We start from the raw sequence: 16,428 nt of genomic DNA on the forward strand, positions 1-16,428 counted from the left end.
TTGACTGAAGGAAAGCCACCGGGCGGTGGGACGGACGAGGAGTTGTTGACGGATGTTGGACACGGATTGGTCGGATAGCTGGCGGAGCGCGTTCCGCATCGAGCTGCGCGCCGAGGCCATCGGTCTCGCCTGGCACGGCTGGCCGGTGCTGCCGGGCACCTTCCCCGAGATGGAGCCCGATGCCGAAAGCTGGTCCGGACCGGTTCCGGTGCACGAGGACTGGGCCGACCGGCTCGGTGCCCACCCCAACGAGGTCGCCGAATGGTGGACCGGACGGCCCTACAGCCTCCTCGTCGCCACCGGCAAGGTCGTGGACGCGATCGAGGTCGGTGTGGAGCTGGGCAAGCGCGCCGCTCGGCTGCTGCGGGCCACCGGTCACCCCGCGCCCATCGTCGCCACCCCGGACGGCCGCTGGCTGTTCCTGACCGCCGCCGCCGACGGCCTTCCCGAGCAGCTCGCCGTCAGCGGTGAGGTTCGCTGGCACGGCGAGGGAAGCTGGGTTCCGCTGCCGCCGACCCCGTACCAGCACGGTGTCGTGCACTGGCGGGTCAAGCCGGAAGTGTGCGGCTGGCGCCTGCCGGAGGCCACCGCGGTGCACTCCGTGCTCGCCCAGGCCCTCGACCAGGCCGAGGCCTCGACTCAGCTTGTGGCCGCGGCTCCAGTCGCTGCCTGAACACCCCCGTGGCCGTGCCGGGTGCCGTGACGACGCACCGCCCCCAACACGGTGTCCAGCACAGCCACCGCCCCCGCCTTGTCCAGTGGATCGTTGCCGTTCCCGCACTTCGGCGACTGAACACAGGACGGGCATCCCGCCGGGCACTCGCAGGAGACGATCGCCTCCCGCGTCGTGACCAGCCAAGGGACGAGAGCGGAAAAACCGCGATCGGCGAATCCCGCTCCGCCGGGATGGCCATCGTGCACGAACACCGTCGCCTCCCCGGTGTCAGCGTGCAGCGCGGTCGAAACCCCGCCGATGTCCCAGCGGTCGCACGTAGCGAACAGCGGTAGCAGGCCGATCGCCGCGTGCTCGGCGGCATGCAGGGCGCCGGGGATGCGCGCGGGCTCCAGCCCAGCGCCCCCCGGCGTCCTGCCACCTTCCTCTAGTAAATCGGCCGAAATCGTGTACCAGACGGCGCGGGTTTCGAGCGTCTGCTCCGGCAGGTCCAGCGGCACGTGGTCGATGATCTCGCCCGAAGGGCGCCGGCGCAGATAACCCACCACCTGGGAGCTGACCGCCACGTCACCCAGGCAGACGCTGACCCCGCCGTAGTCCACCCGTTCCTGAGTGGACAGCACGGCGATGTCGGCGACCTCGCGTGCCGAGGTCGTCCACTCGGGATCCTCCGCGTGCACGAGCGCGATCCCGGACTCCAGGTCCAGTTCGTCCACCACGTACGACAAGCCCTGATGCAGGTAGACGGCGCCGGGGTGCACGGTCGCGCAGGCGGAACCCGGGTCGACGGTGCCGAGCAGACGCGAGGTGTCCGCCTCGACGACGGCGACCTGCTCGCCGCCCGAACCCCGGATGTCGACCTCGTACTGTGGCCGGTCCCGCGAAGTCCAGTACCAGCCGCTCGGCCTGCGCCGCAGCACCTTGTCCGCGACCAGCGACTCCAGTACCGCACGGGCCGTCTCGCCGCCGAAGGCCTCCAGCTCGCCCGAGGTCAGGGGCAGCTCGGCCGCGGCGCAGGCCAGTTGCGGTGCCAGGACATACGGGTTCGCCGGGTCGAGCACCGTCGTTTCCACCGGGCGGTCGAGGATCGCGGATGGATGGTGCACGAGGTAGGTGTCGAGCGGATCGTCCCGCGCGACGAACACCACGAGGGCCTCGTCCCCCGCGCGGCCCGCCCGGCCCGCCTGCTGCCAGAACGAGGCGAGAGTGCCCGGATACCCGGCCACCACCACCGCGTCCAGCCCTGCGATGTCCACCCCCAGCTCCAGTGCATTGGTGGTGGCCACCCCCAGCAGCTCACCGGTCAGCAGGGCACGTTCGAGCTTGCGCCGCTCTTCGGGCAGAAAACCGGCCCGGTACGCGGCCACCTGCCCGGCCAGCTTGTCGTCCACCTCGGACAGGATCCGGCGGGCGCCCAGCGCGGTCAGCTCGGCGCCCCGGCGTGAGCGCACGAAGGCCAGCGTGCGGGCGCCCTCCACGACCAGTTCGGCCAGGATGCGAGAGGCTTCGGCGCCGGCCGACCGTCGCACTGGGGCGCCGTTCTCCCCCGAGAAGTCCTCGAGCAGCGGTGGCTCCCACAGTGCGACTGTCCGGGCGCCGCGTGGTGAGCCGTCCTCCACCACGGCCGCGCACTCCTGCCCGGTGAGCCGTTGCGCGAATCCGGCGGGATCGGCCATGGTCGCCGAGGCCAGCACGAAGACGGGCGACGAACCGTACCGGTGCGCCACCCGCTGCAGTCTGCGCAGCAGCAGCGCGACGTGGGAACCGAACACACCCCGGTACCCGTGGCATTCGTCCACGATCACATAGGCGAGCTTCCGGAACAGCCGGGCCCACCGGGCGTGTGAGGCGAGGATTCCGCGATGGAGCATGTCCGGGTTGGTGAACACAAACCGTGCATGAGCGCGCACCCAGTCGCGTTCCCCCATCGGGGTGTCGCCGTCGTAGGACGCGGCCCGCACACCGGGAATGTCCAAAGAAGACACAGTGCGCAGCTGGTCGGCGCCGAGCGCCTTGGTTGGGGACAGGTAGAGCGCGCAGGCCCGGTCGTCCTCGGCGAGGGTGGACAGCACCGGCAACTGGTAGGCCAGGGACTTGCCGGAGGCGGTGCCGGTCGAGATCACCACGTGCTTCCCGGCGTGGGCGAGCGAGCCCGCCTCGATCTGATGTGTCCACGGCTGCTCGACCCCGGATTCGCGCAGCGCCGCCACCACGTCCGGATGGGCCCAGGCGGGCCAGTCGGCGCACCGGGCCTCGCGGGCGGGCTGCTCCGCCACGTGGGTCACGGGATCGGCCGGTTCCGGGATGCCGGCAGTGACACGGTTCAGCAGCCGCCGTGCCCGCTTGCTCTCTGCCACTCGACCAGGGTCGCACAGGTGTACGACGGGCTTAAAAATCACACCAAGATCGCTAACAGTGAGCAGGGTCACATATACAGAGAGTGTTCGTTACGGGACGCCCTGACCGTGGTAGTGCCATTACCAATACACTCCCGCAAACCGGCACCACTTGTGGTGTAGATCCCATGCCAGCGTCGGCAAGGCTGTCCCGCAGCAGGGCCGTCGCTGGTACCAGGCGACGTTTCCAGGAGGACGGATGTCCCGGCAATTCCTCGCGGAGGGCCTCAAGCTCTCCGGGGGTGACTACGGCGTGGTCGCCGTGGTCGCCGTGGTCGCCCTTGCTGCACTGGCGATCGGCTTCGTGCTGCTCAAGGAGGTGCTGGCCGCCGGCCAGGGCACCCCCAAGATGCAGGAGATCGCGAAGGCCGTGCAGGAAGGGGCGGCCGCTTACCTCAAGCGGCAGCGCAACACCCTCTCCGTCTTCGGGGTGGTGGTGTTCCTACTGCTGTTCGCGCTACCGGCGGACGACTGGAACGAGCGGATCGGCCGCTCCATCTTCTTCCTGGTCGGCGCCGTGTTCTCGTTCACCATCGGCTACCTGGGGATGTGGCTGGCCACGCGGGCGAACCTGCGGGTCGCGGCGGCTTCCCGGGAGCCGGGAAGTGGCCGGGAGAAGGCGATGCGGGTGGCCTTCCGCACCGGGGGCGTCGTGGGCATGATCACCGTCGGGCTGGGCCTGTTCGGGGCGGCCATCGTGGTGCTGGCCTACGCGGGCCAGGCGCCGAAGGTGCTCGAAGGCTTCGGCTTCGGCGCCGCCCTGATCGCCATGTTCATGCGTGTCGGCGGCGGGATCTTCACCAAGGCCGCGGACGTGGGTGCCGACCTCGTCGGCAAGGTCGAGCAGAACATCCCCGAGGACGACCCGCGCAACGCGGCGACGATCGCCGACAACGTGGGCGACAACGTCGGCGACTGCGCCGGGATGGCAGCGGACCTCTTCGAGTCCTACGCGGTGACCCTGGTCGCCGCGCTGATCCTGGGCAGCAGCGCGTTCGGTGCCGCAGGCCTGCTGTTCCCACTGATCGTGCCTGCGATCGGCGTGATCACCGCGGTGATCGGCGTCTACATCACCAAGGCCCGGCCCAACGAGAGCGGGCTGGTCACCATCAACCGCTCGTTCTACATCTCCGCGGTGATCTCCGCGGTGCTGTGCACGATCGCTGCGTTCGTGTTCCTGCCCTCCTCGTTCAGCGAGTTCGGGCAGGGTTTCACGGGCGAGGGCAACCCCGCGGTGATCGCCACCGTCGCGGTGATCATCGGCATCGTGCTGGCAGGCATCATCCTCCGGCTGACCGGCTACTTCACCGGCACCGAGCACGGCCCGGTGAAGAACGTCGGCAAGACGTCGGAGACCGGTGCGGCGACGGTGATCCTGTCCGGTATCTCGGTGGGCTTCGAGTCCGCCGTGTACACCGCGCTCGTCATCGGTGCGGCCGTGTTCGGCGCCTACCTGCTGGGCGGTTCGGTCGCCCTGTTCGCCGTCGCGCTGGCGGGCACGGGCCTGCTCACCACGGTCGGTGTCATCGTCGCGATGGACACCTTCGGCCCGGTTTCGGACAACGCGCAGGGCATCGCGGAGATGTCGGGAGACGTGGACGAGGCGGCGGCGCAGACGCTGACGGAACTGGACGCGGTCGGCAACACCACGAAGGCGATCACCAAGGGCATCGCGATCGCCACCGCGGTGCTCGCCGCGACCGCGCTGTTCGGTTCCTACCAGGACTCGATCACGAAGGCACTGGGCGCGATGGGGTCCACGGCCGCAGGCGTGAAGTCCTTCATCGACACGATCGTCAGCCCGAACACGCTGGTGGGTGTCATGATCGGGGCCGCCGTGGTGTTCATGTTCTCCGGCCTGGCCGTGAACGCGGTCTCGCGGGCCGCGGGCGCGGTGGTCTACGAGGTGCGCCGCCAGTTCCGCGAGATCGCGGGGATCATGGAGGGCACCACCCGCCCCGAGTACGGCAGGGTGGTCGACATCGTCACCCGTGACTCGCTGCGGGAGTTGGCCACCCCCGGTCTGCTCGCGGTGTTCGCGCCGATCGCAGTCGGTTTCGGGCTCGGCACCGGTGCCTTGGCGGGTTACCTGGCGGGCGCGATCGCGACCGGCACCCTGATGGCGATCTTCCTCGCCAACTCGGGCGGTGCGTGGGACAACGCGAAGAAGCTGGTGGAGGACGGGCATCACGGCGGCAAGGGCTCCGAGGCGCATGCCGCGACGGTCATCGGCGACACGGTGGGTGACCCGTTCAAGGACACCGCCGGTCCGGCGATCAACCCGCTGATCAAGGTGATGAACCTGGTTTCGGTGCTGATCGCGCCCGCGGTCGTGCAGTTCTCGATCGGCCCGGACGCCTCGCTCGGGGTGCGGCTGGCGATCTCGCTGGTTTCGGTGGCCGTGATCGTCATCGCGGTGGTCGTGTCGAAGCGGCGTGGCACCGCGATCGCGGACACCCCTGCGGGTACTCAGGCACCCGCCAAGACCGCCTGATCGCAAGGATTGCCGGGCCCGCCACGGACCGCCGTGGCGGGCCCGGTTCCTGAGCAGGTCCAGCCCAGGATTTGCAGGCGGCAAGTTGATCTGTACCGTCGGGACAAGCTCGCGTTGTCGGGGAGGTGTTCGCGTGCGACCCCGGACGGTGGTCTTTCTGCTTCTCTGCGCCGGGCTGTGCGCTGGTCTCGCCTCGTGCGGCCGTCCCGTGGTGTCTCCCGGCGCCTCCGGCGTGAGCAGGCAGGCCACGAGCACCGAGTCCGACCGGCAGAACGCGATCACCCAGTGGGCCAACGACTACTGCGTCGCGGTGGGATTCCTTGTGGACGATCTGGCGAACCTGCCCGCGATCGATCCGAGCAGTCCCCGGCGTGCGGTGGAAACCTCCAGCGAGCTGCTCGGCACGATGATCGGGGGGCTGGACAAGGCGGTCGACGGGTTGCGGGCGCTGTCACCGGGCCCGGTCCCGGGCGCCGACCAGGCGCGGGACACCATGGCCGGCCGGTTCACCAGCGTCCGTGCCGACGCGGCCGTCGCGAAGCAGCGCCTGGACCGGGCACGCGGGGCCGCCACGCTTCCGCCCGGCATCCTGCGGGACGCGCGTAGCCCGCTCGACGAGGTGGCCGCGATCGATCCGCTGGCGGGGTTCGCCTCTGTTCCGGAGCTTTCGGCGGGGGCGGCGCGGGCACCCGTGTGCCGTCAGTTGACCGAGCGCGAAACTACGCCGCAGACTCCTGCCACTCGCTGACGACAGCCGGGAAAATTACCCGGACGGGTGAATTTTCCCTTGTTGTTAGGGACCCCCTCAGGGCCAACAGGGCCGTGAGGGGGTCCCTAACGGCTAGCGAGCGGACAAGGGCAGGACGAAACCCGGGGGCTTGGGCAGCATGCACCCGGGCAGGTTCAGGTCGATCTCGTTGCCGGGGGCGGCGCAGGCGGTGAGGAGGTAGGTCTGCTCGCCGTAGGAGCGGCCGCGCAGCACGGTGACCACCCCGTTCTCGTCGACCTCGCACGGGTTGTTCAGGCTGCAGGCCTCCCCGTCGTCGTTGCCCGTGTTGTTGACGCCCACGACCTCACCGCTGGTCCGGTCGATGATCGGCGATCCGGAGGTACCGTGGATGACGTCGCACTCCGGCGTGTACCGGATGGCGATCTTCCAGACCCAGCCCGCCTCGTGCAGGGAGTAGACGACGCGGTCGATGGAGCAGGTCCAGGTCCGCTTGAAGAATCCCGAAACGACGCTGATCGGCGTGTGTACGTCGGCCGGCGCGGCGGCCAGGGTGAGCGGGTGTCCGCCCAGCGTGCGGGCGATCTGCCGGTAGGTGCGGTCGAGTTGGTAGAGCGTGACGTCGGTATCGGTCATCGTGGCGTAGGCGATCTTCGTGGAGTGCAGCGTGCCGAGCACGCTGCCGTCCTGGCCGAGCAGGGTCATCGGGCGCCTGACCGGCCGGTCGACGATCACTTCGCCCGGCGCCGGCATGCCGGACTCTTCGCAGTGGCCGTTCGTCAGGACCAGTGCCGGGTCGGTGTCCTTCGAGGTGGGCAATCGGATCAGGGAGCCCGAGCAGTTGCTCAGCCTGACGATGCCGGTGTAGCCCGCGAGCGGCGCGGCGACCGCGGGTGTGGTGCCCAGGGCCAGCAGGAGGACGGACAGGACGATGAGGGAGCGGCGCAACATGGCGCCGGAGCGTAGCGGAACCGTTACCCGAAGGCCCCAACCGGGACGTGTCCCGCGTCACGTGCTAGGTGTGGAAAAGGAAACACCGCCCGCCTTTGTGCCGATGCGCTTCACACAGGATGGACGGCGCATTGCGTCACCTGGGCGGACACAATCGGCTGGCGGAGTGCACACTGGCTGGTTGAACAGCGTCGCAGCAGCGACGGGAACGAGCGGGAGAGCGGACAGCGTGGCTGGAGCACGGGCGAAGAACACCGCGGCGCGAGGCGCCGCCAACGGGGGTGGCGGTCGAGCGACGGGTGGGCACGACGCTGCGGGAAACGGCGCCGGGCGCCGCCGGCTCGTGATCGTCGAGTCGCCGACGAAGGCGCGGAAGATCGCTCCTTACCTCGGCGGCGGTTACGTCGTGGAGTCGTCGGTGGGGCACATCCGTGACCTGCCGCGGGGCGCGGCCGACGTGCCCGCCAAGTACAAGGGCGAGCCGTGGGCGCGCCTCGGGGTCGACGTCGACCACGACTTCGAACCGCTGTACGTGGTCAGCCCGGACAAGAAGGCCAAGGTCACCGAGCTCAAGAGCCTGCTCAAGGACGCCGATGAGCTCTACCTCGCCACCGACCCGGACCGCGAGGGCGAGGCCATCGCCTGGCACCTGCTGGAGACGCTCAAGCCGAAGGTGCCGGTCCGCCGAATGGTCTTCCACGAGGTGACCGAGCAGGCCATCCGTGCCGCCGCGGCGGACACCCGTGATCTCGACGCGGACCTGGTCGATGCTCAGGAGACGCGCCGAATCCTCGACCGGCTCTACGGTTACGAGGTTTCGCCCGTGCTGTGGAAGAAGGTCATGCCGAAGCTGTCGGCGGGCCGGGTGCAGTCGGTGGCGACGCGGATCATCGTGGAGCGCGAGCGCGAGCGGATGCGCTTCCAGTCGGCCTCCTACTGGGACATCGCCGCGACCATGGAGGCCCCGGGGGCAGGCAGCGACGAACCCCGGGCCTTCCCGGCGCGGATGATCGCGGTGGACGGTGCGCGGCTGGCCAGCGGTAAGGACTTCGGCCCGGACGGGCGGCTGAAGGGCTCCGAGACGCTCGCAATGTCCAGGCCCGAGGTCCGCGTGCTGGCGGAGGCGGAGGCCACCCGGCTCGCCGAGGCGCTGCGCGGCCGGGACTTCAAGGTCGTCAGCGTCGAGGAGAAGCCCTACACCCGGCGTCCGTACGCGCCGTTCATGACCTCCACCCTGCAGCAGGAGGCCGGTCGCAAGTTGCGGTTCTCGTCGGAGCGGACGATGCGCATCGCGCAGCGGCTCTACGAGAACGGCTACATCACGTATATGCGTACCGACTCCACCACGCTCTCGGAGACGGCGCTGACCGCGGCCCGCAACCAGGCCACCGATCTCTACGGTGCGGAGTTCGTTTCGCCGAGCCCCCGCCAGTACACCCGGAAGGTCAAGAACTCGCAGGAGGCCCACGAGGCGATCCGGCCCGCCGGTGAGGTGTTCCGGACCCCCGGCCAGGTCGCCGGTGAGCTGGACACCGACGAGTACCGGCTCTACGAGATGATCTGGCAGCGCACGATCGCCTCGCAGATGGCGGACGCCAAGGGCACCACCATGTCGGTCCGGATCGCGGGCACCGCGAGCAGCGGCGAGGAGTGCACGTTCGCCGCGTCCGGGCGCACGATCACCTTCCCGGGCTTTTTGAAGGCGTACGTGGAGGCGGTCGACACCGAGGCCGGCGGCGAGGCCGACGACAAGCAGAGCCGTCTGCCTCGGCTGACCAGGGACCAGGCGCTCACCACCGCCGAACTGGTGCCGGACGGCCACAACACCACGCCTCCGCCCCGCTACAGCGAACCGAGCCTGGTCAGCAAGCTCGAAGAGCTCGGCATCGGCAGGCCGTCGACCTATGCCTCCATCATCAACACCATCCAGGACCGCGGGTACGTGTGGAAGAAGGGCTCCGCACTGGTGCCGTCGTGGGTGGCGTTCGCCGTGGTGGCGCTGCTCGAACGGCATTTCGAGCGGCTGGTGGACTACGACTTCACCGCCGCGATGGAGGACGAGCTCGACCGCATCGCCTCGGGCAACGAGCAGCGCACGCGATGGCTGTCGAAGTTCTACTTCGGCGGGGAACAGGGCGTGGACGGCTCGATCGGGCGGCTGGGTGGCCTGAAGAAGCTGGTCGGCACCGGGGTCGAGGACATCGACGCCCGGGAGATCAACTCGATCCCGCTGTTCACCGATGACCAGGGGCGCACGGTTTACGTGCGGGTGGGCCGTTACGGCCCTTACCTGGAAAGGCACAGCGCACAGTCCCCGGACGACGCGGACGTGAAGTCGCAGCGCGCGAACCTGCCCGAGGATCTGCCGCCCGACGAGCTGACTCCCGAAATCGCGGAGAAGCTGTTCGCCACGCCCCAGGAAGGGCGAACACTGGGCACCGATCCGGTGACCGGGCACGAGATCGTGGCCAAGGAGGGCCGATTCGGTCCCTACGTCACCGAGGTGCTGCCGGAACCGGAGGAGGCGGCCGAGGAGGGCGCCAAGAAGACCAGCAAGGCCAAGAAGGCGAAGCCGCGCACCGGGTCGCTGTTCAAGTCGATGTCGGTGGAGACGGTGACGCTCGAGGACGCGCTGAAACTGCTGTCGCTGCCGCGAGTCGTCGGCAAGGATCCCGACTCCGGTGACGAGATCACCGCCCAGAACGGCCGCTACGGCCCGTACCTGAAGAAGGGCACGGACTCGCGTTCGCTGGAGACCGAGGACCAGCTGTTCACCATCACGCTGGACGAGGCCTTGAAGATCTACGCGGAACCGAAGCGACGCGGTCGCCAGGCCACCGCGAAGCCCCCGCTGAAGGAACTGGGTGACGACCCGGTGTCGGGCAAGCCGATGGTGGTCAAGGACGGCCGCTTCGGCCCGTACGTGACCGACGGGGAGTTCAACGCGACGCTGCGCAAGGCCGACAGCGTGGAGGAGCTCACCGCGGAGCGGGCCGCGGAGTTGCTGGCCGAGAAGCGGGCGAAGGGTCCTGCCCCGAAGCGGAAGGCACCGGCGAGGAAGAAGGCCGCCGCGAAGAAGTAGCGGCACCCTCGCGGGTGGATCCCGCCGCGCCCTGGCATGCGCTACCGGGGAGCGGGTATGGGTGGGATCGGGGCTCGCGTTCGGTAACGAACTCCTTACCCTGATAGGCGGATGCCTTCTCAGAAATGGCCACTACGCTGGACGGGAAGCCCCCGGGGTCCCGGGGCGGCCGACGCCGGTGGTCACTCTCCGGCGTCGATCCGGTTCCGTGGGTGTCCGCGGATCGAGAGCGAGGAGTGGGGATGAGTTCGTCGAAGGGCGAAGCCGAATTCGGCGACGGCACCGAGGCCGCCACGTTTGGCGATCCGCTGTCGGGCTCTGCCTTGTCCGGTCCGGCCGACGACTCCGACGACTTCCAGCTCAGCCGGGTCGCCTCCCCGGTGAAGCCGGACCCGGCGGGCGCGCGCCGCCTGGTGGACGCGGAGATCGGCGGGGAGCGCCGTCCGGCGGGCGAGTTCGAGTTCGCCGATTCCCTGGATCAGGAGCCCGCCGGCGTCGACGGTGCCCCGCCTGCTTCGCCGGCGAAGCCGATCGAGCCCGCGCCGCCCTTGGGCATGCTGCCCAAGCAGCGGGCACGGGCGGGTTTCCGTGCGATCCGGCCGTCGCTGAAGCGCCCTTCGCTGCGGCTTCCCCGTTCGGGTTCCTCCCAGCCGGGGACGGTCCGCAGGGCGAAAGCGTCGAACTCCTCGACGGGGATCTTTCTCGCCCTGCTCCTGCTGATCGCGTTCCTGTTCGTGGCGTTCGAGTTCGTTTCGAGCCTGATCAGCAGCATTTCCGGCCTGTTCGGCTGATCCGTTCCGGCCGCCCGCGGGCGGCCGGGCGCGAGGTCCGGGGCGGGTTCGGGGCCGGACCGGTCTCCACCCGAAGCGCCCCTAGATCATCTCGCGGAGCTACCCTGACCACACCGGTCCGGTGATTCGATGACGCATGTCCAGGGCAGTCACCGGCAACACGGGAACGAGTGGGGTGGGTCGGATCAGCGACGGTGTGCAGACGAAACCCGGCGCGGGGGCGCAGGTCGGGCGGGATGGATCGACCGTCTACCGAGCACGGCGGGTGCTGGCGATCCGGCCCTTTCGGCGCCTGTGGGGCGTCACCTATTTGTGCAGTGTCGCCGACTGGCTGACCATCCTGGGCCTGACCAGCCTGGCGACCAAGCTCACCCACAACTACACGGCGCAGAACTTCGCCTTCACCGGGGTGCTGCTGTCCGCGCTGCTGCCGGGGCTGATCTTCGCCCCGCTCGGTGGACTGCTCGCCGACCGCTTCGACCGGCGCAAGGTCATGTTCGTCGCGGATCTGCTGCGCTGCGGCTTCATCATGTCGATCGCCTTCGTCGGCACCGGGTGGTGGCTGTTCGTGGCGAACTCACTGGCCAGCGCCAGCGCGATGATGTGGATCCCGTCGAAGGACGCGGCGGTCCCCAACCTGCTGCGCAGGCCGGACCAGGTCGAGACGGCCAACCAGCTCGGCATGGTGATGACCTACGGCCTGGCGGTGGTGTCGGCGGGTGCGGTGTACACGGTCGTCACCGGCATCGCGCCGACCCTGCACCTGCCCGCGAGCACCTTCGGCGACCTCGGGTTCGCCAAGATCATCGTGGTGCTGATCGGGCTGCTGTACCTGACCAGCGCGATCCTGATCATCACCAGGATCCCCGAACTGTCGCTGCGGAACGTGCACGCAGCCGCGGTGGTGAAGCCGAAGCCCGAGCCCGTCGAGGAGCGGTCCACCGGGCTGAGGGCGCTCGCCCGGGACGGGGCCAGGTTCGTGCGGAGCACCCCGTTGATCCGCGGCCTGCTGATCGGCGCGGCCGGGGCGTTCGCCGCGGGCGGCGCGGTGGTCGGTTCGGCGAAGCCCTACTCGTCGAGCCTGCTGGCCGGTGACGCGGCCTGGGGCCTGCTGCTGGTCGCCGTGTTCCTCGGGCTGGCCACCGGGATGGGCGGGGCACCGAAGCTGTCGCGGCGCCTGCCGCACGATCGGTTGTTCGGCATCTCGATCGTGGCGGCCGGGCTGGGTCTGCTGCTGGTCGCGATCTCGCCGCACCTGGCGGTGTCACTGATCGCGGTGGCGATCGTGGGGGCGTGCGCCGGGGTGGCCTTCCTGACCGGCGTGACGATCATCGGTTCCCAGGTCGACGACGCCATCCGCGGCCGGATCAACGCGATCTACCAGTCCATGATGAAGATCATCGTGTTCGGTTCGACGGCCGTGGTCCCGCTGCTGATCGGCCTGACCAAACCCCGCACGGTCACCGTGTGGGGCAACCCGATCATCATCGACGGGACCAGGCCGGTGATGCTGGGCGGCGGGATCCTCGCCGCCTTCGTCGGCGTGATCGCCTACCGCCAGATGGATTCCCGCCGCGCCGAGACGATCATGGACGATCTGCGGAACGCGATCCGGCGCCGTCCGCGCCGGGTGAACGGCCTGCTGCTGGCGCTCGAGGGCACGACGGCGGCCGACACCGCCAGCCAGGCGGCCCGCCTGGCCGACTGGCTGCGCCACGCGGGCCCTCGTCCCGTCGTGCTCGCCGCCGACCCGGGGCTCGACGACGAGCGGCTGCTGAAGCTGGTCAGCGGGGCCTCGCTGTCGGGGGCCCGCGCACAGGCGCTGGCCGCGGCGGCGGTCAGGGCCGACATCGTGGAGCGGGACGTGCAACCCGCGCTCGACGCGGGTGCGATCGTGGTGATGGAGCGGTTCGTGGACTCCCCGCTGGCGCACCTGTCCGCCGTCGCCGGTCTGGACGCGAAGGAACTGGAAGGACTGGCCGACTGGGCGACCGGCCGCCTGCGCCCGGACGTGACCGTGCTGCTCGACGCGACGCCGCAGGGCGCGCCACCCGGACCGATCTCCATCGAGGACCAGTGGCGGGTGCACACTCTGCTCACCGAGATGGCCGCCGCCGACCCGGACCACTACGTCGTGGTCGACGGCGACGGCACCGAGGACGAGGTGGCCGAGCGGGTGCGGACGGCGGTGCGGGCGGTGCTGGTGGGGCGCCGCGCCGGGCTGGCGCCGGTCGAGGCGGTGAAGGCCTGATGGGTGTCGAGGAGGCCGGGTGAGCTCCGTCTGGTCCCAGCTGGTCGGGCAGGAGCCCGCGGTGCGGGTGCTGTCGTCGGCGGCGGAAGCGGCGGCGAAGATCGTCGCCGGTGAGCCTGCGCCGTCCGGCGCGATGACCCATGCCTGGCTGCTGACCGGCCCGCCCGGTTCCGGCCGGTCGGTCGCCGCCCGCACGTTCGCCGCGGCCCTGCAGTGCACGGCGGGCACCGGGTGCGGGGAATGCACCGGCTGCCGCACGGCATTGCACGGCACGCACGCCGACGTCCGGCTGGTCGTGCCGGAGGGGCTTTCGATTTCGGTGGCGGAGATGCGGGCCCTCGTACAGGCCGCGGCCCGCAGGCCGAGCACCGGCCACTGGCAGGTGGTGATCATCGAAGACGCCGACAGGCTCACCGAAGGCGCCTCGAACGCGCTGCTGAAGGCCGTGGAAGAACCCCCGGACCGCACGGTTTTCCTGCTCTGCGCGCCTTCGGACCATCCGGAGGACGTGTCGGTGACCATCCGCTCGCGCTGCCGTCTGGTGAACCTGCGGACGCCGCCGGCCGAAGCCATCGCCGAGGTGCTGGTCGCGCGGGACGGCGTCGAGCCCGAGTTGGCGCGCTGGGCGGCGTCGGTGTGCGGTGGGCACGTGGGCAGGGCTCGCCGTCTCGCCATGGACGAGAACTCCCGCAAGCGCAGGGAAGCGGTCCTGCGGATCCCACTCGGGCTACGCCGTCCCGCGGACGTCTTCGTTTGTGCGGACGAGCTGATCGCGGCGGCCGAGGGGGACGCCTCGGAGGAAAGCAAGGCACGGGACGAGGCGGAGAAGTCCGAGCTGCGCACGGCCATGGGTGGCGACGCGACCGGCAAGGGGGTCGCGTCCGCGAAACGCGCGGCGGAAGCCGCGGTGAAGGCGTTGGAGAAACGCCAGAAGTCGAGGGCGACCCGTACCCAGCGGGACACGCTGGACCTCGCCCTGGTCGACCTCGCCGGTTTCTACCGGGATGTGCTGGTCGTCAACAGCGGGGCGAGGACGGTACTGAACCATCCCGACCACGCCGACGACATCGCCGAAGCGGCGCGCTCGTGGACCCCGGAAACCACCCTCCGCCGCCTCGAAGCGGTGCTCGCCTGCCGCGAGGCCATCCTCTGGAACGTCAAACCGCGGATCGCGGTGGAAGCGATGGTCACCGCACTCCGCCAGGGCTGACCCCGGAGAACGCCGCAAGAACGCAGCAAGGGATGTTTGCTACGGATCGATCCGTAGCAAACATCCCTTGCTGCTTCGGCCCGGGTCAGTCCGCGCGGGGACGTGGGGAGGGCTTGACGACGGCGGGCTGCCGGCGTCGCCGGTTCGGCACCGCGGCGACCAGCACGACCCCCAGCAGCAGCATCGCCGTGCCGGACCAGAACAGCGGCACCGCCGAGTAGGCACCCGAGGTGTACGCGAGTTTCGCCGGTGCACCCGGAGCGGCGTTGCCGACCGGCGCCGTGGTCGGCGTGGTGCTGCCGCAGACGACGCCACCGGTCGGCGTGTAGGCGCGGGCGATCTGCTCGCCCAGCGAGATCTGCGCCAGCGAGGACGGCAGCGCGTCCGCGGCGCTCTTGGGCAGGACGTTCTTCAACGCCGTGGTCGGTAGCACCTGAAGGTCGAGCAGCCGGGCGGAGGCGCCCAGCTGGTAACCGGCGAACGGCGTGGCCAGCTGCTGGCCGTTCTGGTTCAGCTCGGCGATGCTCAGGCGCAGCACGCCGAGGTCCAGCACCAGTCCGGCGGTGTCGTTGAGTTGCTGCAATCCCTTGCTCAGCGTCGAGACCAGGCCGCCGACCACGGGCAGGCTGGACACGTCGCCGAACTTGTCGGACAGCCCCGCCAGGGGCAGGCCGATCGGGATGTCCTTGGTCGGGTGCGCCGCGTCGAGGGTGTAGAGCACCTTGCCCTGACGCTCGATGGTGATCACGGGCGCGGTGTACTCGACCGTGGAGGTGGCCTTGTCACCGGTCGAAGTGACCTTCAGAGTGGGCTGGCTGACCACCTTCAGCGTCAGCTCCAGCGGGGTGCCCTTCAGGAGCTGGATGTCCGCCGCCTGCAGCGTGGAGACCGACTGCACGGCTTTGTTCTTCGAGTTCGGCAGGTCCACCAGTTGCACGACGGACCGCGAGGACAGCAGGTTCGGCACGTTGAGCAGCGCTCCGGTGCCGTCGGCCGACGTCTGCCCGGTGCCACCGAGCAGCCCACCGAGGGCCTGCAGTCCTTGCGAGGGGTCGAAGCCCTTGGCCAGTTGCGTGCCCTGAGGCAGGCTCAGACCGGTCAGGGGCAGGTTTGGCACCGACGACAGCGCGTTGAGCAGCGAGATGCTGGCGACGGACGTGCTGGCGTCGGCCATGGGCGCGCCGACGCAGGGGCCGAGCGTGGGGCTCCAGCGTGCGTGCGCGCTGCCGTTGAGGAGACCGACGTTCAGCAGGGGGTTCTGCGGGGCGGTGAGGCCGCCGGTGACCGCCTTCTCGTTGTCCGGCAGCGCGGTCTGGACCACCCCGCCCGGGGTCTGCGGGGCGTTGCCCGCGACGGCCAGGCCCAGCGGCGACGACTGCGCGATCGAGCGCTCGTAGCTGAGAGAGGCCTCCGAGTTCGCCTGAGCGCTCGACAGGCCCATACCGGCTTCGAGCGCTGCCTGCTTCGGCAGTTGCCTGCCGTAACCCGGCATGATCGAGCTGGTGGGCACCGAATTCGGCAGCAGCCGCAACACGCCGAGCGACGCCGCCGCGTCGCCCACCGCGTGTCCCAGCGGCTGGGGGCCGTCGGGTGCGGACACGGGCGCCTGGCTCGGGTCGACCGGCTGCAGGGGCGGCGTGGTCGGGATGGTGGTGTCGGCCATGGCCGGCGTGGCCGAGAGTACGAACAGCGCTGCGGTCACCGGCAGGGCCAGCGCACGCGGCAGGCGTCGACGCATCGGGGGAGTCCTCCACGAACAGGCAAGGGCCGGACCATGTGACCGGCGTCATGGACCCTAACGAGGACCGGGGTCAGGAGTGACGGAAGACGTCTGCGCTACACTCTTGATGCGT

At 70.0% G+C, this 16,428-nt stretch carries 10 protein-coding genes; 7 read left to right on the forward strand and 3 right to left on the reverse strand.

Translation table 11 applies throughout. The features are described 5' to 3' along the window. The first annotated feature begins 52 nt into the window (after positions 1-52). Positions 53-673: a bifunctional DNA primase/polymerase gene (locus ORV05_RS35450; protein WP_268756224.1), complete on the forward strand. Its 621-nt coding sequence runs from the start codon at positions 53-55 to the stop codon at positions 671-673. Here ORV05_RS35450 and ORV05_RS35455 read toward each other — a convergent pair. Continuing rightward, positions 640-3,030: a DEAD/DEAH box helicase gene (locus ORV05_RS35455; RefSeq protein ID WP_268756225.1), complete on the reverse strand. Its 2,391-nt coding sequence runs from the start codon at positions 3,028-3,030 to the stop codon at positions 640-642. The genes ORV05_RS35450 and ORV05_RS35455 overlap by 34 nt on opposite strands. Positions 3,031-3,268: 238 nt before the next feature. Between ORV05_RS35455 and ORV05_RS35460 the strand changes: the two genes are divergently transcribed. Together ORV05_RS35460 and ORV05_RS35465 are read left to right on the forward strand one after the other, a co-directional pair. Continuing rightward, positions 3,269-5,563, forward strand: coding sequence for a sodium-translocating pyrophosphatase (locus ORV05_RS35460; RefSeq protein ID WP_268756226.1), 2,295 nt, complete (start codon positions 3,269-3,271; stop codon positions 5,561-5,563). Positions 5,564-5,696: 133 nt separating this feature from the next. After that, positions 5,697-6,311, forward strand: coding sequence for a hypothetical protein (locus tag ORV05_RS35465; RefSeq protein ID WP_268756227.1), 615 nt, complete (start codon positions 5,697-5,699; stop codon positions 6,309-6,311). Positions 6,312-6,404: 93 nt separating this feature from the next. On the opposite strand, the gene ORV05_RS35470 is transcribed toward ORV05_RS35465, so the two are convergent. Continuing rightward, entirely contained in the window at positions 6,405-7,241 is an 837-nt protein-coding gene (locus ORV05_RS35470) for a trypsin-like serine peptidase (RefSeq protein WP_268756228.1), read from the reverse strand. Positions 7,242-7,344: 103 nt separating this feature from the next. On the opposite strand from ORV05_RS35470, the gene topA reads away from it, so the two are divergent. The 4 genes from topA to ORV05_RS35490 all read left to right on the forward strand — a co-directional run bounded on the left by topA (position 7,345) and on the right by ORV05_RS35490 (position 14,575). After that, positions 7,345-10,323, forward strand: a complete 2,979-nt coding sequence (gene topA / locus ORV05_RS35475) for a type I DNA topoisomerase (protein WP_407652647.1) — start codon at positions 7,345-7,347, stop codon at positions 10,321-10,323. Positions 10,324-10,565: 242 nt separating this feature from the next. Further along, on the forward strand, positions 10,566-11,114 hold the full coding sequence (locus ORV05_RS35480) for a hypothetical protein (protein WP_268756230.1): 549 nt from the start codon (positions 10,566-10,568) through the stop codon (positions 11,112-11,114). Positions 11,115-11,289: 175 nt separating this feature from the next. Then, positions 11,290-13,365 carry a bifunctional MFS transporter/dTMP kinase gene (locus tag ORV05_RS35485; RefSeq protein ID WP_268756231.1) on the forward strand — a complete coding sequence of 692 codons (2,076 nt, stop codon included), beginning with the start codon at positions 11,290-11,292 and terminating at the stop codon, positions 13,363-13,365. Between the two features lie 19 nt (positions 13,366-13,384). Continuing rightward, positions 13,385-14,575 (forward strand): DNA polymerase III subunit delta', encoded by a 1,191-nt coding sequence (locus tag ORV05_RS35490; protein WP_268756232.1) that lies wholly within the window; start codon positions 13,385-13,387, stop codon positions 14,573-14,575. 85 nt (positions 14,576-14,660) lie between these two features. On the opposite strand, the gene ORV05_RS35495 is transcribed toward ORV05_RS35490, so the two are convergent. Then, a complete protein-coding gene (locus ORV05_RS35495) occupies positions 14,661-16,313 on the reverse strand; it encodes a hypothetical protein (protein ID WP_268756233.1) in 1,653 nt (550 codons plus the stop codon). Positions 16,314-16,428 lie beyond the last annotated feature (115 nt).

Source organism: Amycolatopsis cynarae (genome assembly GCF_026802195.1).
Taxonomy (GTDB): Bacteria; Actinomycetota; Actinomycetes; order Mycobacteriales; family Pseudonocardiaceae; genus Amycolatopsis_E; species Amycolatopsis_E rhizosphaerae.